The sequence below is a fragment of the Vibrio sp. Vb1337 genome, assembly GCF_033338715.1.
Classification (GTDB): domain Bacteria; phylum Pseudomonadota; class Gammaproteobacteria; order Enterobacterales; family Vibrionaceae; genus Vibrio; species Vibrio alginolyticus.
In genome coordinates this window covers 1-20,922 of record NZ_JAWOTD010000001.1, presented here as the reverse complement: position 1 = coordinate 20,922, position 20,922 = coordinate 1, and the positions used below count along the sequence as shown (strand labels likewise).

Sequence of the window (20,922 nt, the reverse complement as noted above, 5' to 3'; positions counted from 1 at the left end):
TCCCCTTTTGTTTTAATGCTGCTAAGGGAGCAATCACCCTAAGTCGTTGACACTCGATAAGTCCGTTCTTGATTCCAGTACTTCAACAGAACTGACATGTTGTGCACTCTCAGCTGCGCACTCTCCGCTACAATCACAGACTTGCTGCAATATGTGTATCAAACGTTCCTGATTAAGAGGTAAAGGATTCCCTTTGATTGCCATTGATTTAAGCGCATCATTCGCCACTTGCTCAAAAGAGGTTTGGCATACTCCAAATTGAGCCAGTAGCGGTAACGCTAACTTATCTAGCACCATATTTACCCAAAGAATTCCATCGTGTTCGTTAGCATTTACTCGCTCAGTGACTAATTGGGCCAGCTTGCGATAACGACTTATCACATCATTCCTACCCGCGAGTTTAGCGGCGTTAATGTTCTCCTGCATCACGTGCGGAGCTAGGCGAGCCGTAATAACGCTATGGGGGGCGTCTAACTTGCCTCCTAACGCCGATGCTAACCCATGAGCGGCACCTAATTTGGCATTAGTAATCGCCATACCACCAAGCAATGCAGCGAACGATAAATCAGAGCGCGCCTTATGATTATCTTGCTTACAAGCGGCAATCACTGAACGGCTTAAACGGCGTAGCCCCTCTTCGCAGACCATATCAGTAAGAGGGTTTGGCTCACCACACACATATGCTTCCATTAAATGAGTGAACGCATCCATTGCGCCACGTCCAGATGTGTATTGGTCGGTCCCGTAAGTAAGTGTCGGGTCTACAATGGCAACGTCTGCGAGCATATCAGGGCTTCGAAGACTCACTTTCACTTTATCTTGTCCAGATTTCAGCACAGCATTTCTGGTCACTTCTGAACCGGTGCTTGCTGTCGTAGGAATTGCAATAAAATGAAGAGGCTTTGCTTTTAAAGGGACGCTTCTTCCTACCACTTCTACGTAATCGTAAACATTGCCTTGATTGGGAATAATGGCGGCTAAGGCTTTGCCCATATCGATGACGCTGCCACCACCTATCGCAACCACCATATCAGGTTGGAATTTTCTACCGAGCACTGCGGTCTCTTCTACCATCGTGATGTATGGTTCACCAACGATAGCTACGTGCTGGTAACGCATATTTTGAGCTTTAAGATATTGGATAATGGGGGCGGCTCGTTGGGTATCCTGCCCAGTAACCAGCAAAACACTGTAGCCAAATTGGTTAATAACGGATAATGAAGATTGAAGTGCACCTTCACCAAATATAATCCTTGTTGCAGTCATAAACTGAAACATACACACCCTCCCAAAAGAATATACCCAAATAACCTCTCGCCCTCTGATTTAACACTTATGTAAGAGTTGAAGTTATTTGCGTATAGCCAAAATAGATTGCTATTTTTTTAAACAAAAAAAATTGACCAATTCCACCTTGCCATCATTAACCCTTTAGAATGTATGTTTTTTATGCGTCACTTCACATACTTCAGAGCCGTAAAATAAGAACGCGCGTTTAGTTTTTATTCGATAGATTTCACCTATAGAACCAAGAGGTAATTGCCGCTTTATTTCCGTATCTGGATCGGGCATAGTTACTCCAACAAAAGAAAGCGCACTCAGCCGCTATGTTTTGTACGCTTTCAAAAAAGAATAGATTTAGGAGAAATAAGATTATGTTCGTTGTTATCTTTGGTCGCCCTGCATGTCCTTTCTGTGTTCGTGCAAAAGAGCACGCAGAAACGCTAAAAGCAAAACGTGATGACTTCAACTACCGTTACGTTGATATTCACGCTGAAGGTATTTCTAAAGCAGATCTTGAGAAAACAGTTGGTAAACCAGTTGAAACCGTTCCTCAGATCTTTATCGACCAAGAGCACATCGGTGGCTGCGACGAGTTCGAAGCATACGCGAAAGAGCACCTAGGTCTATTTGACGAGTAATAAAGACTGTTTTCAAAAAAGCCGCTTCATGCGGCTTTTTTATTATTTTTCAGCTGGTTATTACGTTAAGTCAACTAATGGTAAAACCTAAAAAAATTCACTTATCTTTTTGCTATATTTAGTTACAATTCACAGTTCTTAATCTTTTTTGGCACACACTCTACCGAGCCACACAGTGAACATAGACGTCGTATACCTTCTCGAGCAAAACCCTATCCTTCTAATCTTCGTCGTATTAGCCATTGGCCTTGCCATCGGAAAAATTCGATTTGGCAAATTACAACTAGGTAACTCTATTGGCGTTCTTATTACCTCTTTGGTAATGGGCCACCTTGGTTTCTCATTTAATGCAGAAGCTTTAACCATTGGCTTTATGCTGTTTATCTACTGCGTTGGCATTGAAGCTGGACCAAACTTTTTTGGTATATTCTTCAGAGATGGTAAGCATTATTTTATTTTAAGCATGACTGTTCTCGTGTCTGCGGTCAGCTTAACGTATGGCTTGAGTCACTATTTCGGCCTCGATTTTGGCTTATCCGCCGGTATGATGGCAGGCGCATTGACCGCAACGCCAGTACTGGTTGGTGCACAAGATGCTCTTAACTCTGGCCTTGCGACTATACCGCGGAATATGGAATTTTCTCTGGTATTAGAAAATCTATCCGTAGGCTACGCGATGGCTTATCTGGTCGGCTTAATTAGCATGATCATGTTTGCTAAATTGTTGCCAAAACTGCAAAAACAAAACCTTTCTGATTCCGCGCAGCAAATCGCACAAGAGCGTGGCCTTGGAAATTCAAGCCAGAGAAAAGTGTATTTACCCATTATTCGAGCTTACCGAGTGGGCCCAGAGCTAATTGACTGGACTGATGGTAAAAACTTGCGAGAACTGGGTATTTATCGTCAAACTGGCTGTTACATTGAACGAATCCGTCGCAATGGTATTCTCGCCCACCCAGATGGTGATGCTATCTTGCAAGAGGGAGATGAAATTGCACTGGTTGGCTTCCCTGACAGCCATGCTCGCTTAGATCCTAGCTTCCGTAATGGTAAAGAAGTATTCGACCGTAACTTGCTTGATTTGCGCATCGTTGAAGAAGAAATCGTCGTAAAAAGTGACGCTATCGCTGGTAAGCGTTTATCGGATTTGAATTTGTCTGAGTTTGGCTGTTTCTTAAACCGCGTAGTTCGCGCTCAGATTGAAATGCCTATGGACTTAGACATTGTGCTCGCTAAAGGGGACGTCCTTCAAGTGAGCGGCGAGAAAAGCCGAGTACATGGACTGGCGGAAAAAATCGGTTTCATCTCGATCCACAGTCAAATGGCCGATTTGCTCGCTTTTTGTAGCTTCTTTATTTTGGGTATTCTGTTTGGCCTCATCACAATGACGTTCGGTCAGGTGTCTTTCAGTTTGGGTAATGCGGTGGGTCTTCTGTTGTCCGGTATTACGCTTGGTTTCTTACGAGCAAATCACCCTACTTTCGGTTATGTCCCACAAGGGGCGCTGAATATGGTCAAAGATCTAGGGTTAATGTTCTTTATGGTCGGAATTGGTCTAAGTGCAGGTGGAAAGATGTTCGAGCACCTAACGCAAGTAGGACCAAAAGTCATTGGTTTGGCATTTATTGTCAGTGTTGTGCCTGTAGTTCTGGCTTACTTAGTTGGCGCACACGTACTCAAGATGAACCGTGCCCTGCTCTTCGGTGCCATTATTGGCGCCCGTACTTGCGCTCCGGCTATGGATGTCGTTAACGACTACGCTAAGTCCACCATCCCTGCCCTTGGTTATGCGGGTACCTATGCGATTGCGAATATTTTAATGACGTTAGCTGGTACGATTCTGATAATACTAAGTTAATACTCACTTTGACTATGAAATATAAAAAGGCGCTCAATGAGCGCCTTTTGTTTATTGGTTATCTAGTCTGTGATTCGATTAGATTTGAATGAAGTCTGCTTCAACTGCTGGATTCACATCCGCTTCGTAATCTACGCCTTCAACGCCGAAACCAAATAGTTTCAAGAACTCTTCTTTGTACTCAACGTAGTCAGTCAGCTCTTTTAGGTTCTCAGTCGTAATTTGAGGCCATAGCTCACGACAGTGCTGCTGAATGTCGTCACGAAGTTCCCAGTCATCCAGACGTAGGCGGTTCATCTCATCAACTTCTGCCGCGCTACCGTCTTCTTTGTATAGACGTTGGCTGAACATACGGTAGATTTGTTCCATACAGCCTTCGTGTACACCTTCTTCGCGCATTTTCTTGAATACCATTGCGATGTACAGTGGCATAACAGGAATTGCAGAACTCGCCTGAGTTACAACAGATTTAAGTACCGCAACATTGGCACTGCCGCCTGTTGCTGCTAACTTGTCGTTTAGCGCTTTCGCTGCACGGTCTAGGTCCATTTTTGCTTTACCTAGTGCACCATCCCAATAAATTGGCCAAGTTAGCTCAGTACCAATGTAGCTGTACGCGACGGTCTTACAACCTTCAGCAAGAACACCAGCATCAGACAACGCATTGATCCAAAGTTCCCAATCTTCACCGCCCATTACAGTGACAGTGTCTTTGATTTCTTCTTCTGTTGCAGGCTCAACGCTAGCTTCGATGATCACATCTTTGTTGGTATCAACAGCCGTTGATGTGTAAGTTTCACCGATAGGTTTAAGAGATGAACGAACTAATTCACCAGTTTCTGGCATTTTACGTACTGGAGATGCCAGTGAGTAAACCACCATATCGATTTGACCTAAGTCTTCTTTGATCAGCTCGATAGTTTTCTGTTTCGCTTCATTTGAGAAAGCGTCGCCGTTTAAGCTTTTTGCGTACAGACCTTCTTCACGCGCTAGCTTTTCAAAAGCAGCGGCATTGTAAAAACCTGCTGTACCTGGTTTCTTCTCAGTACCTTCTTTTTCGAAGAAAACACCGATAGTTGATGCACCGCCACCAAATGCCGCAGCGATACGAGAAGATAGACCGTAGCCACTTGATGCACCAACAACAAGAACACGCTTAGGTGCGTTTTTGATTGGACCTTGCGCTTTGGTGTACGCAATTTGTTCTTTTACGTTAGCTTCACAACCAACAGGGTGCGTTGTAGTACAGATAAATCCACGAATTCTAGGTTTGATGATCATATTCAACTTCCTTTAAAAAACCTTGTTAGGATAAAAGTTTCGTTGGGATTTCGCATCTAATTTCTGTAAAAATGCTCTTAAAAGGCAAGTGGTTGGAGCACTATCCCACCATCCACTCCCCAAGAATACAAAAAAGCACCTCATTGAGGTGCTTTTCTTAACATTAGTTGTCTATTATGCCGCCGGATTCAACTGCGACTTTTTTGGGCTATGAGTTCGCACTTCAGAAAAGTCATGACTAAAGTGGTCAACTTGAATCGCCTTGTAGCGCAATTTATCTGCAGCCATGATTTGATCAATTTCTTGCTCAGTTAACACGCCCGCTTCAAATGCTTGCTGCAAACGGTCATGCAGCAGACCTTTACGAGCCACTTTACCATCCTTCGCAGCCTTCATAAGTTTACGCTCCAAAGGTTTAATGTCGTACATTGCAAGGAATGCATTCTCCATTAAGCCTACGCTGTCATCCTCTGATTTTCCGATGTAGCACAGATGCGTGAGGCGATCACGTTGCGCGCCTGGTGTCATCATCGCTTCAGCCAAATTCACACACAGCTCATCACTTGGCTTATTGAAATGATTACCAAGCGGGAACAATAGCCCCTTAAGCACACCGCCAACGTATTTCACAGGGAAGTTGGTGTAAGCCTCATTTAATGACTTAGAAGCGTTATACAAACAGTGTTGAACAGCGTAATGAACGAAGTCTAGATCGCCTTGTTGACGGCCTTCATCTTCATACTTTTTCAAGGCAGCAGATGCCATGTATAGATAGCTTAATCCATCACCCAAACGTGCGGAGATCATTTCTTTACGCTTCAAGTCTCCACCTAAGGTTAACATCGCAAAGTCTGCACTTACTGCAAGTGCACGACTGAGACGAGTAATGTCTTTGTAGTATTGCTGCGTTGGGCCACTCATGTGCGCGTTAATAAATCGAGAACCAGTTAGTGCTGCACCAAATGCACCGAATGTATTACCGAGCGCGTGCTTGATGTGTTTAAAGAGTAAGTTGTCAAATTCTTTCGCACCTTGTTCAGAATCTGGATTCGCCGCGGCTTCCATTTCTTTTAGAACATATGGGTGACATCGAGTCGCACCTTGACCAAAAATCATCAGGTTACGAGTCAGAATATTCGCGCCTTCAACGGTGATAGCAACCGGGATACCAAGGTAATGTTTAGCAAGATAGTTCATTGGACCATCTTGAATCGCACGACCCGCGTGGATATCAAACGAATCATTTAGAATGGTACGCGCGATTTCCGTCATGTGGTACTTGGCAATCGCGGTTACAATCCCAGGTTTTTCTTTCATATCGAGAGAAGTCGTCGTTAGCGTACGCGTCGCTTCTAGTAGGTAAGTAAGACCACCAATGCGCCCCATCGCTTCTGCGACGCCTTCAAACTTACCGATCGACATTCCAAACTGTTTACGCACGTAAGCATAAGCACCTGTTGTACGTGTAGTAAGGTGACCAATCGCGGTGCCAAGCGCTGGGAGAGAGATACCGCGACCAGCAGAAAGACACTCAACCAGCATACGCCAACCTTTACCTGCATAATCAGCGCCACCGATCAACCAGTCCATAGGGATGAAGACATCTTCACCACGAGTAGGACCATTCATAAACGCAGACCCCAAAGGATCATGGCGTTCGCCTATCTCGACACCTTCATGGTCAGCGGGAATCAACGCACATGTAATGCCAACCTCTTTCTTGTCACCAAGTAGCCCTTCAGGATCCTGCAGTTTAAATGCTAACCCGAGCACTGTCGCAACTGGCGCAAGCGTTATGTAGCGTTTATTCCAACTAACTCGCACGCCAAGCACTTCTTTGCCTTCATGGGTGCCGTAACAAACCACGCCTTGATCAGGTATGCCACCTGCATCAGAACCCGCTTCAGGGCCAGTTAGGGCGAAACAAGGGATGTCTGTACCATCAGCTAAACGAGGCAACCAGTAATCTTTTTGCTCTTGCGTACCATAGTGCGATAGCAGCTCACCAGGGCCAAGAGAGTTCGGTACCATTACCGATACTGCGGTACTGATACTTCGAGTCGCAATACGAGAAACAATGGTTGAGTTCGCCAAAGCGGAAAATTCACGACCACCATATGCTTTCGAGATGATCAAAGAGAAAAATCGCTCTTTACGTAGGTACTTCCATACTTCAGGCGGTAAATCCCTGTCTTCTTTGACAATCTTCTGGTCATCAAGCATTTCTAGCAGGGTCTCAAGCTCATTATCCATAAATGACTGCTCTTCTGCCGTCAGTGTAGGCGTTGGATAATGATGCAATGTTGTGAAGTTTGGCTTGCCTGAGAATAGTTCGGCATCCCACCATACACTACCCGCTTCCATCGCCTCTTTCTCGGTGCTAGACAGAGGTGGCAATACTTTTTTGAACACTTTAAAAGCCGGGTCACTAATCCATTTTCTTCGTAGAGAGCTCATAGTTCAGATCCTTTTGTTCACGTAACCGCTCGGGGTATAATCTTATTATTGGTTTAACTTTCTTATTTGTCTTATGCCAACTGCTTTGCTGACATTCCTGCTGACAAATATGGAATCAGTAAATCGACGACAGATTTCACATCGACTTCCTTTTCAAACTTACTTTCTGCCAGCTCCGAAAGAGCTTGGCTTGAAGCCATCGTAAATACACAGGTCCCTAACGTGAAGTGCAGTCGCCAAAACAACTGTTCTTCACATAGTTCCGGGTTCGCCTTCATTATCGAGAAAGTGAAAAGGTTCAGTACCTCTTCGTATCTGGTGGTAATGAACCAGCGTAGATGACCTTGAACGTCTGTATAACCGCGGCCAATTAACAACATAAATAGCGCAGTACCATTTGGGCGCACATCATTTAATGTACGTAAAGGTAATCGCAATGACTCAAAGACATCGTCCATGTTGTAACTATCGCGCGTGTTTAGCTCAATTAATGAAGTCTTAATGCTCGGCATTAGTGCTTCTAAATACCTATCTAAAACCGCTCTAACCAGCGTTTTTTTATCGCCAAAGTGATAGTTTACCGATGCTAAGTTAACGTTAGCTTTACCTGTTATCGTTCTTAGCGAAGTATCATTAAAGCCATGTTCAGCAAAGAGTCCTTCTGCGACATCGAGTATTTTTTCTTTTGTTGATGTTCTCGGGGCCATTTTAATCACTCGTATTAAACAACTGTTTGAAAATATACTCCCGAAACTTAAGATTAACAAATGATTAACATCACACTTTAACCAATTGGTCTGACCAGACAGTAAAAGGTGTGATCTAATCTTTTGAAATTCAATCGAATACTCCAGTGAAGCTTGTCAGAAGAAAACGATCAAATTTCTCAGTCCAGCGCAATTGAAACGCTAACAATAGCCTTGGCGGCTCGGAGTGAGCGACGAGAGTATGAAATACATCTTCGGTTCTAGGGGAGATAAAATGAGAAACACAGAAGTTAGTAACTTCGCCAAGTTGGTAATCCATCTCGATTTTTCTATTACTTTCGGATGTGTAAGAAGCTAGAAAGCATTAAGTAGAAATTTTTTGAAAAAAAATGGAACTGTTTGGAAAAGGCTCGGTCTGAATATACGTAACAGTTAGGGCATTTGAAGTTTCACTGGCCGTCAAACTTGTTTCCATCTAATTGTTACGTTGCTGCTTTTTTCTTATTAACTCCTATGTTTGTATCCGCCCAGTCAAATTTTCGGCTGGGCTTTTTTTCGCCTATAGATTTACCAAGCGCCTCTTTCGATGATTTGCCCTAACTCCATCAGCTAGACCTTAGTTGGTCACAAAAGTAACCACCCTGAAGTGGTTGATGTGCCGATCTGCAAGACATAAAAAAGCCTCCCGAATGGGAGGCTTTACTAAACAGTGTGTATCTTACGCTTGCGCTTTCTTAGGCAAAGAAAAGTGCAGTAACGCGTAGCCAAGTAACGCGGCTGTCGTCGAGCCCATTAAGATACCTAGTCGAGCATAGGTATCAAACTCAGGGCTTACATTTCCAAACGCTAAAGAGGAAATGAATATAGACATTGTAAAACCGATACCACACAACACAGAGACCGCAAAGATATGCTTGAAGTTAATGCCTTCCGGTAACTTAGCTACACCCATTTTCACAGCTGCCCAACTAAAGGTGAAGATACCTAGAGGCTTACCAACCAGTAGTCCCAAAGCAATACCTAATGGCAGCATTGAAGTTAGGCCTGACATCGATACGCCTTCTAGCGAAATCCCCGCATTTGCAAATGCGAATAGAGGTAATATACCAAATGCCACGTATGGATGAAGTGCGTGCTCCATGTGCTTAAGTGGGGAATGTTCGCCCTGTTTACCCTTAAGAGGAATAGCAAAGCCGATCACTACGCCTGCAAGTGTTGCGTGAACACCAGATTTAAGTACCGCAAACCATAAGATCGCGCCGACTATCATGTATGGTGTCAGTTTCGTTACTTCCTTCGCATTCAACATGAACAGGACACCAGTCATGATGAAGCCAACAAGCAGCGCCATGCTAGAAAGATCACCTGTGTAAAACAGTGCAATAATAACAACCACGCCTAAATCGTCGATAATAGCGAGAGCTAACAAGAACACTTTAAGGCTTACTGGTACGCGCTTACCTAGTAGCGCCATGATACCTAGAGCAAATGCAATATCCGTCGCAGCTGGAATTGCCCAGCCAGAAACCGCCTCTGGGTCGTTAGCATTAAACGCAACGTAAATAAGAGCAGGCGCTAACATACCACCAACCGCTGCAATCGCAGGGAAAATTGCGGTTTCTTTTGATTTTAGCGCTCCTTCAAGTAGCTCTCGCTTCACTTCAAGGCCAATAAGTAAGAAGAAAACAGCCATTAGGCCGTCATTAATCCAGTGAGAAACTGACATACCGAATACATAAGTATGCAGTACAGATTGATAAGTTTCGCCCAGCGGTGAGTTAGCAATGGTCATCGCAATTGCCGCTGCAATTACGAGAAGAATACCACCTGCTGATTCCATTTTGAAAAAGTCACGAATGACATCGTTCATGGTTTCGTCCTTATATTTATTATCTTAATAAACGATTAACAAAGAGTGATAAGAGTGTATAGCTGTCGAAAACTTTAGAATAATCGCTTCTTCAGAGTATAAACTTCGGTTTTTTCGATGTTAAGTTTACTATACATCGTATTTTCCAACATAACACTCAATTTTGATCGGAGATCGTATTTGTTTTTGTCGCACCAAATATTTATCAAGATGATGAGAAAATCAGCATAACACGGCTTGTACCATCATGATAACCCCGTACTTTTGAGAAAAAGCCAGGAAGCTTCGCGCACTAAAAAACCACCCGTAGGGGGTGGTTTTCTTCACAACTCAATAGCCTGTCAGCTGCATAAAGCCCCAAGCTTCATTGGAGCCGGAAGCTAAAGTAGGCCCTTCCCAGTAAGGTATTACAAAGGGTAGCCACATATCTGACTTGATAATGCGGGTAGTCAAGTTAATTTGATGCTTCGGAATATTGATAATCCACTGCAAAGGTAACCTTCTTCCATTGGATAAACTGGTCACTTGCATTGGTTTAATACTGATATCATCGTCTGAGAGGTTGATGACTTTACCTGAGCGTGTCGACAACGTGCCAAATACGTGCGGTGTTTGCCCATGGTGACGATAACGGCTAACAGTTAATGCTCGACCATCATCTAAATTGAAAACAAACCAATCCCAGCCTTGTTGCCCCTCACCAATTAAGCCGCTGCCCCACTCTTTTTGCGCCCAAGCAGAACCCGTCACTGAGAATCGCTTACCATTTAAGCTTAAGCTGCCTTTTACTTTTAAAAATGGAGCACTGAAGCTGAAAGAAGCAACAGATTGCAACGCATGTTTAACTTGGAAGCCTTTGTCTCCATTCACCACAAAGGGGCCGTTTGTCATGGTATTGAGCTCAAGTCCAAACGTATCAGTATTCACATTCAAGTTGCCCGGGAAAGGCGTCGCACCGAGTGATCGCCAAGTCCAATTATCAATCCATAACCTGAAAGGACGATTGATCATACCAGCTTGGCCTATCCCACCTCTAGCTACCCGTTGCTCTTTCCATACATGCGAGCCATGACTGACGACAACATGTGAAATGTACAATTGAGGGTTCTGCCAACCGCTGGTTTCTCGCTCGTCCGTCGCAACCCTGAAATAGCTCCATTGAACATTGTAGATCTTGCCTTGCTCATCTTTTAGTTTCGCAAAGTAGTGCCACCATTCATGCTGATACTCGGGATGAAAGCGAAAGTCTGAGGGTAAAGAGACATGCTCATTAGGTAGTACAGGCTCGAAAATCGTTTGATTTTCACGCGTTAAGATAGAATCAAGTTCGCTTTCTCGTGTTGTTGTCGCCTCTAACCAAAAAGTTGAGTAAAAAGCAGCCCCAGTCAGAAAAGCGAACGTAACAACAATGAGCGTTGAAACCAACAAGCGTTTTTTAGAGCCCATTTTTTTCATTACAACGCGTCCCTTAATGACTTCATCGGTGTACTTTTGATCATTCTAATAACTGGCAATGCGCCAGCAACCATGATGGCAAGCATCGCCCAAGCAATGGTTTGAGCATACTCCCATGGAATCGTTTGAAGCTCTAGAGACCAGCCAAATGATTGCTTAATGATAATATCAACGATCAAATGTGCGAGCGCCAAGCCGAGCGGCACTGCAATAATCGCAGAAATGGCTCCGAAGACGAATAGCTGCAAACCACCTAATACGACAAGTTCTTTTCCGGACACACCCATGCACCTTAATAAGGAAAAATGCCGCTGCCGTGAAAGTTCTCCTGCCAACGTCGCAAAGAATAAACCAAACACGGCAATAATCAGCGTGATATTGCCCAAGGTTCCTGCTATCGCAAAGGTATGATCAAACACTCTCATTGCTTGGCTATAAATATTACCGTTATCAAACACACGATCTTGCGGGAGACGGAATACATTCTCTAAGCGATTTTTCAGCCCTTCTCCATTGACGTTATCTTTTAATACTACGCCAAGACCAACATTACCCGTACCTGCAAATGCATACAGCCAATTCCGGTGCGACATCATCACCTGGTTATATGGGTTTCCATAATCGTAGTAAACGCCTACGACTTGCCAATCACCACCAAGCGGTTCTTGCAAGTTAATGAAATCGCCAGGGCGGATATCCAGCTTCAAGGCCATCGACTCACTGACCATTAAGCTCTTGGTAGCGTGCAGTTGATACCAGTAATTTGGGACACCTAACTTGACGGTAAGTGAGTCTAACTCACCTTCAGAAGAGCCCGTACTTACAACTTGTAGAGCACCGTGCTCGGTCGGCATATCTTTTTCCCAGCGCCACCAAACCGAGTTCACCTCTGGCTGATTCTGGAGCCATGCGCTCATCCTAGCGGCTGAATTGTTGGTCGGATAGATGTACACATCAGCGGCTAATCGCTGATTTAGCCACTTATCGGTTGTATCTCGAAAGCTTCCGACCATTGTTTCTACACCAATGTTTGCCGCCAGCGCTAACATAAACGCCATCGTAGCCACACCGCGATAGCTCATGCTGGCTGCTGCATCAGCAAAAAACCAACGGACACGAACCCATCGCATGGTATAAGAAAAACTTTGGAACATATGCCACATAATAAATGGCATAAACAACGCCACACTAACCAACATCAGCGCAATAATTGCAAAGCCGGTTTCTTGTGTTTTCGGCGCCTGATATACCGCTATTGCAGCGACACAAAACGCACATGCCGCAAGCGCCTGCCAAGAGAACTCTCTTCCAGCAAATCGCATTAGCGACAGTCGAGAAGAAAGGCGGATTGGTTGTGACTTCAGCAAACGGATTAATGGCCACAGACACGATATCAACGCACCCATCGCTGCCATGATTAGGCTATATAAGCTAGATTGCCATGACCATCCTATGGTTAAACCTACGTTGGCATCATACAAATCACTCAGGCTCGAAGACACTGCTGGGATAAGTTCATTCGCTAAGATCAAGCCAAAAAAGTTACCACACGCCCACGCAATAAAGACGAGCAAAGACAACTCTAGCAATAAGGCTTGCGCTAACTGTGTTCCGTTAACACCAGTCTGTCTCAAAATACCTACCAAACGTTGTCGCTGGATGAAAGACAGAGACATCGCTTGATAAAAAATAAACAACCCGACCAAAAACGACAGCATTCCCATCGCGGTGAGATTCATATGGAATGCGTTAGTTAGCGACTCAAGCTCAGTACGCGTATTCCTAACGAGCGTCATTCCGTTTGGCAACATGTTTTTCAGTGCTATCAGCTTTTCCTCTGGCATTTCGCCACAAGAAATCGCAGACAAACCCGAGCTCCGCTTGAGCATACGCAACAACGATATATCAGTAACCAGCCGAGTACCCGAAAGCATCTTGTCCTTATCTACTTGAATAGGCCCAAGACGGCTTCCGTCATTCATCTCAATGAAGTCCCCATCCTGCCAACTCATGTAAGCGGCCAAATCTTGACTAACGAGAATAGGATAAGGAGGCTTCATTAGTGATAAAACAGGCATCTCACCTAGCGATTTTCCTTGTTGTAGTGGGATCATCGCGACAGGATCTATCCCCACCAACATCAGGCTCATATCGGTCTTGGCATCTAGATGCAGCACGTCAAACGGTGCACATTGGTTGAACCCAGCTCGACGTAACTGAATATAGAAACCTTGAGGAATTTTATTGGCAGAGTGCTTCGTTCGGATTCGGTATGGCAAAGGATTGGAGAAAAGCTTTTCCCCAGTAGCATAACTTTGTTTTGCATGCTGGTTGATAGAAGTAACACCAACAAGGAGGGACACGCCTAAAGTTAATCCCAGCCAGACAAGAATAATTTGTAGAGGGTAACGACGGTAATGACCGAGTAGTGCCTTAACTACGGGCCATAACATGTAGCTGCCCTCCTTGAAGTCGAATCTTTCCTTCCATATGGGCGGCCACTTTTTCACTGTGCGTCACTAACAGCAAAGTACACTCCAGTTGGCGAGCGAGACTCGTTAATAAGCGCATTACTGCTTCTGCGTTTCGCTCATCTAGACTACCAGTTGGCTCATCAGCAAGCAGGATTTTGGGTTCCATATAAAGGGCGCGAGCAATCGCCGCACGTTGTTGCTGACCACCAGACGCCTCTTCCGGATAACGTCCTAGCAATGGCATTAAGTCCAAAGCAGAAAGAATTTGACGCCACAACTCTTTATCTTCCGGCAGACCTTTTAACTGACGACAAAAACGAATATTGTCGGCAATATTAAGTGTAGGAAGCAGGTTGAATTGTTGGAAGATATTACCAATATTGTTGCGGCGATAAAGGGTTCTTAAATGCTCCGGTGCTTCATGCATAGCAAAATTTGGAAACTGCACTTCACCAGAGTCAGCAGTATCTAATCCGGCGATTAAATTCAGCAGAGTACTTTTACCCGAACCACTTTCTCCCATCAGAGCAACTTGGTCGCCTTGCTGCAATGTTAATTCTGCCCCTTGTAATACAGGGTGAAACTCTCCCCCGTCTACATAGCCTTTACATAGGTCTGACAGTTTTAACATTGATTATGCCGCTCGGATGGTGTTTAAAAATTGGGATCAGAATCTACACTAAAATCCTGTTAGTAGAAAGTATTTTGAATGCTTGATCACACTATGGAAGTACAAATGCAACTCGATTCACTTTCTGTTGCTAATTTTGTTGACGTTTTGAGCAGATTTTTGCAGCCAAAATAAACTCTGTTCCTCCTTACTGGCCAATCAGGTTTTTCATCCATTTTCGGCTAACCATTCTTGGCAAGCAAATCGCCCACTTCACAACTTCTTCCGTCAAAAAGAGTAAGTAAACCCATTGTGGGTCCCAATTGAGATAAATCGCTGCAAATGCTGCGAGTGGAATCCCGATCACCCACTGCGCCAAGATGTCTTGATACAAACAAAACTTAACATCACCGCCCGCGCGTAATACACCAACAATCGCCATCATCGGCACCGAGCGTAGCACGACACCCAACGCAAGAATCACCATAAACTGTTCAGCTAGCTCGCGAGTGTCTGTTGTCAGTGCACTAAACGCATTAAGGATCCATTGATTTGACACTATCAACAAGACGGCGACCACAAATGCGATAAGCACATTCAAAATGACCGTAGCCCATGCTTGATAATAAACGGGTTCAAAATTACGAGCGCCGAGCTGGTTCCCGACTAGAACTGCAGCCGCATTCGATAAACCAATCATCATCGCCAATGCGATCGACTCAACAGGTGTCATTACGGAAAGTGCCGCCAAACCTTGTACGCCTGCTTGCCCCATGATGGCGTGATAAGCAAACAGCCCACCAGCCCACGCCAAGAAGTTAAATGTGGTTGGCAAAGAGAGGCTCAAGAAACGCGTAATTTTATCTAAGACCAATCCTGCACGTATATCATCCCAACCAAATGCGATTATGTGTTTTTTCAACCATAGATAACCAAACAGGCAACCTACTTCGATAGCGCCACTGATTACCGTTGCGATCGCTGCTCCCGTAATCCCCAGAGCAGGAAAGCCTAATTGACCAAAAATTAAAACCCAGTTAAGAAACACATTAGATAAAATGCCTATACCACTAAAAAAAGTGCTTAAGCCTGGTTGGTGCATCGCCCTTAGGCCCACCGACATACTGGCCACACATGCAACAGCAAACATGCTAACCGACGAAATAATGAGATAGCTGGCCCCTAGCTCAATCACTTCTTGTGAATCGGTAGTCAAACTCATGATGGGCTGTGGAAAAACAACAAACAAAGCAACAGCAATCGCAGCAAACATCATTGCGATCATCCATGTTAAAGCGGTACTGCGACGCACCCCAACTTTATCGCCAGCCCCCCAATATTGAGCGGTTAACAATGCACCACCCGTTGTCACCCCAACTAACATAATGGTGGTGACGAAAGTCGCGCGCGCAGCAACTCCAACTGCGGCAATTTCTGCTTCACCAAGTTGACCAAGCATAAGAACATCGACGAGGCTTCGGCTTGAAAACATCATGCTTTGCAGTGTAATTGGTAACGCGATTGCAAATAAACGACGTAAGAATGCTTTATCTGCGTGTATTGAGAGTTGAGAAAGAAAAGTCACAAGCGCTCCAACGACAACTTATTGATAGAATGGGGAAAGTGTCTCATGATTATACTCTGTGGTGTTTATTCCACCAACGATAAAAGGACAGATAATGAAAAAGGTGTTGGTGCTAGGCGCCTCGGGTTACATTGGCTCTCAACTTCTTCCGTTACTTTTAGATAAAGGTTACGCCGTCACAGCAGCGGCGCGACATATTGATTATTTAGAGTCAAGAACTCAGCCTCACCCTAATTTAACGTTAAGGTATCTCGACTTGGCTGACGCAGAGACCACGAAGGCTGTAGTGAACGATTTTGATTTAGTATTTTTTCTCGTGCACGGGATGGCTCAAGGTGATGACTTTGTTGAGTACGAACTAAACCTTGCTTTGAACTTCAAATATGCGTTGGAACAAAGCTCCGTCGAGCATGTTATCTATTTGAGTGCCATTCAACCTCAAACCGGAAACTCTCGCCATTTAGCCGCTCGTAAAGCCACGGGAAAAATAATTCGACAGTCTGGTATTCCAGTAACTGAATTGCGTGCAGGCGTTATCATCGGCCCCGGCTCTGCCGCTTTCGAAATCATGCGTGACTTTGTCTACAACTTACCTATTTTGATCGCGCCTAAATGGGTCGACTCAAAAGCGAACCCTATCGCCTTGCCCAATCTCAACCACTATTTGTTGAAGTTAGCAGAAGCCCCCTATCCAGAAGAAAGTGAAATTTATGAAGTTGGAGGGCCAGATACACTTAGCTACCGCGAGCAGTTCAAAGTCATTTGCCGAATCACGAACAAGCCGTATCGGTTGTGGTCGACCCCGCTACTTACTCCGAAAATGGCATCGTACTGGCTAGGTTTAGTTACCTCAGTGCCAACTAGTATCGGTAAAGCATTACTTGCGGGCTTAGAGCACGACTACATTGCAGACTCTAAAGCGATTGAAGAACGATTTCCTCAAACGCTGATCAGCTACGAGCAAGCGGTAACTGATACCATTCAAGATGAAGGCACATTTGTACGCAGTAATGTCTGGGGGTTTGAACCCGCAGCGCTTCGTCGATGGCAACCAGGATATGGCTATTACCCAAAACAAGCTGGAGCGAGCATTAAAACCCAAGCCTCAGCGGCAGCATTATGGAAAGTGGCGCAAAAGATCGGGAGTCGCGAAAAAGGCTATTACTTTGCCAACATCTTGTGGCGTACACGTGAATGGCTCGATATCTTTTTTGGTGGCGGAAAACCGATTCGCGTTTCTCCTCCTGGACCAGAGCTTAAAGTCGGTGATTTTATTGACTCTTGGAAAGTGATTCGCTGCGATAATAATCAGTTTCTTTCACTGTTTTTTGGTATGAAAGGCCCAGGCCTTGGGCGTTTAGAAATTACCATCAAAGATCTCGGTGACGAACGAGAGCTGGATATTACCGCCTGGTGGCACCCGCAAGGGTTTCTTGGGCTGCTTTATTGGTTTGCAATGATGCCAGCCCATCTTTTCATATTTAAAGGCATGGTCAAAGCCATCGCGAAAGAAGCAAACCGTTTAGAAAACAAAAAGCCCCAATAACAGGGGCTTCTAAACACTCAAAATGTCACTTTAGTCAGCTTTGAACGAGAGTGGAATTTCGGCTAACTGGTTGCCTTCGTTTGCGGGAAAAATAAGGTACTCGCCATGGTATTTCACCATCGATTTGTAGTCTGTTACCTTATGTACCATAAAGCCCGCTTGCGCTGCTTTCTCAACAAACTCAGCATGATTGCCACGTACAAACCAACTCATTGGCTTTACGAGCAACTCGCCATCAAAACAGCTTTCGCATTGGTCTGCACATAACGCTAAAGAGTTTTGACCTTCAGTGAAGATTTGTACTTTGCCGCACCCAATCAGTTGCTCAGACGTTGAGACTTCCCAGCCTGCTTGCTCCATCAAATCAAGAAAAGACTCAATATCTGAATCTTTGAACACTTTGGAGTCTTCACCTTCAGGGAAGAATTGCGCATAAAAAGCAGAAATACGTTTAAAGATAAACAACAAACCAGCATCGTTCCCCTTTGAGCGACCTGCTTTTTGCCAACGCGTTAAGTCATCGCCTACCGTACGTCCGAAACGTTGTGATTTTAGCGCCTTTGTTACCCAACGCACTAAATAATGGTTATTCGCAACAGGGGCATTGGCTAACTTACCTGAGCGATGCTCTTGATCTAACTCTTCAAGTGCTGAGTTAACCAAGTTTTGAATTTCTTTGGTGTAATTCGACATTACGCCTTTCTTCCTAAAGTCCAATAAAACAGTGCTGAAAGCACAGAACAAGTAAACATCACGATGATCATCGGCCAAGCAACATTCCCGGGCAGTGATGCCACCAGCGCACCAACCAATGAACCGATACCGAATCTTAATGTCCCCGCTAGAGACGACGCCGTACCCGCCATTGATGGGTAACCACTTAAAAGCAGCGCCATCGCGTTACTACCTATCGTCGACAATGTACCGATAAACAGCACAACAAAAGGCACAATGCCCCATAATCCGAAGTCCATTAACCAACTTACGAATAAACCAATCCCCGCCAAAAGTTGCACGAACAACCCAAAACGAAGCATGGCATGGGAACCAACTTTCTTCACCAAGCGACCATTAATACTGGTCATGATGATCATCGCCACAATGTTCAAACCAAATAGGTAACCAAAGTGGTCTGGTCGAACACCATATAAATCAATATAAACAAACGAACCCGCCGTCAAAAATGCAAACATTCCGGAAAATGAAAACGCACCTGAGAGCATCAAACCGATCGCTTCAGGATTGGAGCATAATCTGGCGTAGTTTCTCAGCGTCGTGCGGAAACGAAGAGGCTGACGATTTTCAGGCTGTAACGTTTCAGGGATTTTCCAAAGTACGAGAAAAATCACAACTACAGCGAAAATAGCCAATACCCAAAAAATGGAACGCCAACCAAACCAAATCGCGAGATGGCCACCGATCATCGGTGCCACCAACGGCGCAATAGTAATGACCAGAGTAACGAAGGACATTGCGCGTGCAAAGTCTTCACGGTCAAACATGTCACGCACGACGGCTTGGATAATGACCGCCGCTGCCGCGCCAGCAAAACCTTGTGCCGTACGTACATAGGTCAGCGCATCAATGCCATTTGTTGTCGCACTCACAACAGCAGCCAAGCCGAAGAAAAGTACGCCTAAAATCAACACAGGTCTGCGACCAAAGCTATCGGCAAGCGGCCCGTGAATTAACTGGCCGATCGCAAAACCCGCGGTATAAGCCGTCAACGTAATCTGAACCGCGCCAGGCGCGACCCCCAAATCTTTCGCAATTGTCGGCATCGCAGGCAAATACATATCGATCGCCAAAGGCGTCAAAGCACCAATCGCTCCTAGTACCAGAAACAATAGAAAACTGATTTGGGATTGCGGAGCACTTTGAGCTTTTTCTGTCATTCTTTTACCTCTTGTTGGAGCCCTACCGTCAATACTTGCAGAACAAAGTGAAAATAACGGACGGTTCTCATATCGCCGAATGCAGAAGTCAAAGACCTGTTCTATCCAACGTTCGAGAATCATAAGGGCAAATATGTACCAAGGTGTGACCTTGACGAACTCGACATAGAAAAGCATGTGAAAGCGAAATGTGTTTATGGGAAACAAACACAATGCAGTAAAAATGATGGCGTTGACACCATCATTCCATTCACCGTAGCCGAAGGCTTTGCAATAAGAGTATGCATGCCTCAGCTAAATGCAAAGGCATATCACTGAGATGAGTAAGCACACCGGAATTGTCTAGGCACTAATTTTGGTAGGAAAATTTATTTTGAGCCAATTCCTACCAAAATACTAGTTCCTATTAGGAACTAAAGAATTTCCCATGCCGACAATTAATTCCAAATAGAATCAATTTCTTCTTGCGTGAGGTAGCGATAATCACCTGGTTCTAGTGCCTCATCAAGTCCGATAGAACCAATACGCTCACGATGTAAGTACTCAACTTTATTTCCTAACGCCGCGAACATACGTTTCACTTGGTGATACTTACCTTCCACGATAGTTAACAATACTTCATTCTCGGCCTCGTTCACGATTTCCAAACGAGCAGGCAATGTTGCTTCTGATTCATTGCGCAAAATGATGCCTTGTTCGAGCTTTTCCGCATAATCAGGCTGAATAGCATCGACGAGCCAAACACGGTACGTTTTCTCACACTTATGCTTAGGTGAGGTAATACGGTGAGACCACTTACCATCATCCGTAATCAACACTAAACCAGTTGTGTCGACATCTAATCGGCCCGCAAAGTGAAGGTTTTCAATTTTAGGCTCATCAAGCAATGCGAATGCAGTTTGGTTGTAGCCATCTTCATGTGAACAAACAAAGTCAGCAGGCTTATACAACATAATGTAACGAGGACCAGGAGCACCAATAACACGGTCTTCCCACATCACTTCCGCACCTTCAGGTACTTTAAGTGCACCACTTTTTTGAACCTCACCGTCTACGGTGATGTCTCCACTTTTGATGATCTTTGTTGCCTGTTTGCGTGTTGCACCCAGAGCGTCACACAAATATTTATCTAAACGCATGAATACCTCATTGAATTATACCCAAGTGATCTCTAAATCTTGGTTTAAAGGTCACTTGGGTATAAAAGTCAGGTATTATAGCGTTCCTCGTTCGAATAGTTGAGCAATTTCACATATTTTCAT

At 44.7% G+C, this 20,922-nt stretch carries 15 protein-coding genes; 3 read left to right on the top strand and 12 right to left on the bottom strand.

Going from position 1 to position 20,922, the window contains the following annotated elements:
- Positions 1-33 precede the first annotated feature (33 nt).
- Positions 34-1,278 carry an iron-containing alcohol dehydrogenase gene (locus tag R7E42_RS00075; protein ID WP_017820842.1) on the bottom strand — a complete coding sequence of 415 codons (1,245 nt, stop codon included), beginning with the start codon at positions 1,276-1,278 and terminating at the stop codon, positions 34-36.
- A gap of 377 nt (positions 1,279-1,655) precedes the next feature.
- Here R7E42_RS00075 and R7E42_RS00070 point away from each other — a divergent pair, with 377 nt between their 5' ends.
- Both R7E42_RS00070 and R7E42_RS00065 read left to right on the top strand, forming a co-directional pair.
- Complete coding sequence (locus tag R7E42_RS00070; protein ID WP_005378026.1) at positions 1,656-1,922, top strand: GrxA family glutaredoxin; 267 nt, start codon at positions 1,656-1,658, stop codon at positions 1,920-1,922.
- Positions 1,923-2,097: 175 nt separating this feature from the next.
- Complete coding sequence (locus tag R7E42_RS00065) at positions 2,098-3,780, top strand: aspartate:alanine antiporter (protein WP_005378028.1); 1,683 nt, start codon at positions 2,098-2,100, stop codon at positions 3,778-3,780.
- A gap of 78 nt (positions 3,781-3,858) precedes the next feature.
- On the opposite strand, the gene fabV is transcribed toward R7E42_RS00065, so the two are convergent.
- The 8 genes from fabV to R7E42_RS00025 form a co-directional block, all read right to left on the bottom strand.
- Positions 3,859-5,061 carry an enoyl-ACP reductase FabV gene (gene fabV / locus R7E42_RS00060; protein ID WP_005388648.1) on the bottom strand — a complete coding sequence of 401 codons (1,203 nt, stop codon included), beginning with the start codon at positions 5,059-5,061 and terminating at the stop codon, positions 3,859-3,861.
- Positions 5,062-5,235: 174 nt separating this feature from the next.
- Positions 5,236-7,518 (bottom strand): acyl-CoA dehydrogenase, encoded by a 2,283-nt coding sequence (locus R7E42_RS00055; protein WP_318070523.1) that lies wholly within the window; start codon positions 7,516-7,518, stop codon positions 5,236-5,238.
- Between the two features lie 71 nt (positions 7,519-7,589).
- Positions 7,590-8,225, bottom strand: coding sequence for a TetR/AcrR family transcriptional regulator (locus R7E42_RS00050; RefSeq protein WP_005378033.1), 636 nt, complete (start codon positions 8,223-8,225; stop codon positions 7,590-7,592).
- 718 nt (positions 8,226-8,943) lie between these two features.
- Positions 8,944-10,095: a Na+/H+ antiporter NhaA gene (gene nhaA, locus R7E42_RS00045; protein ID WP_005378034.1), complete on the bottom strand. Its 1,152-nt coding sequence runs from the start codon at positions 10,093-10,095 to the stop codon at positions 8,944-8,946.
- A 330-nt stretch (positions 10,096-10,425) separates the two neighbouring features.
- Entirely contained in the window at positions 10,426-11,550 is a 1,125-nt protein-coding gene (locus tag R7E42_RS00040) for a lipocalin-like domain-containing protein (protein ID WP_005378036.1), read from the bottom strand.
- Complete coding sequence (locus tag R7E42_RS00035; protein ID WP_005378038.1) at positions 11,550-14,003, bottom strand: ABC transporter permease; 2,454 nt, start codon at positions 14,001-14,003, stop codon at positions 11,550-11,552. The genes R7E42_RS00040 and R7E42_RS00035 overlap by 1 nt, the downstream gene beginning before the upstream one ends.
- Entirely contained in the window at positions 13,984-14,655 is a 672-nt protein-coding gene (locus R7E42_RS00030; RefSeq protein ID WP_005378040.1) for an ABC transporter ATP-binding protein, read from the bottom strand. Before R7E42_RS00030 ends, R7E42_RS00035 begins: the two co-directional genes overlap by 20 nt.
- A gap of 187 nt (positions 14,656-14,842) precedes the next feature.
- Positions 14,843-16,219: an MATE family efflux transporter gene (locus R7E42_RS00025; protein WP_005378048.1), complete on the bottom strand. Its 1,377-nt coding sequence runs from the start codon at positions 16,217-16,219 to the stop codon at positions 14,843-14,845.
- 94 nt (positions 16,220-16,313) lie between these two features.
- Between R7E42_RS00025 and R7E42_RS00020 the strand changes: the two genes are divergently transcribed.
- Positions 16,314-17,765: a DUF2867 domain-containing protein gene (locus R7E42_RS00020; RefSeq protein ID WP_064353822.1), complete on the top strand. Its 1,452-nt coding sequence runs from the start codon at positions 16,314-16,316 to the stop codon at positions 17,763-17,765.
- Between the two features lie 30 nt (positions 17,766-17,795).
- Here R7E42_RS00020 and R7E42_RS00015 read toward each other — a convergent pair whose 3' ends face one another.
- From R7E42_RS00015 to rsuA, 3 genes are all read right to left on the bottom strand, one after another.
- Complete coding sequence (locus R7E42_RS00015; RefSeq protein WP_005378053.1) at positions 17,796-18,458, bottom strand: DUF2913 family protein; 663 nt, start codon at positions 18,456-18,458, stop codon at positions 17,796-17,798.
- Positions 18,458-19,660, bottom strand: coding sequence for a Bcr/CflA family multidrug efflux MFS transporter (locus tag R7E42_RS00010; RefSeq protein WP_213903546.1), 1,203 nt, complete (start codon positions 19,658-19,660; stop codon positions 18,458-18,460). The genes R7E42_RS00015 and R7E42_RS00010 overlap by 1 nt, the downstream gene beginning before the upstream one ends.
- A 437-nt stretch (positions 19,661-20,097) precedes the next feature.
- Positions 20,098-20,799, bottom strand: a complete 702-nt coding sequence (gene rsuA, locus R7E42_RS00005; RefSeq protein ID WP_213987220.1) for a 16S rRNA pseudouridine(516) synthase RsuA — start codon at positions 20,797-20,799, stop codon at positions 20,098-20,100.
- Positions 20,800-20,922 lie beyond the last annotated feature (123 nt).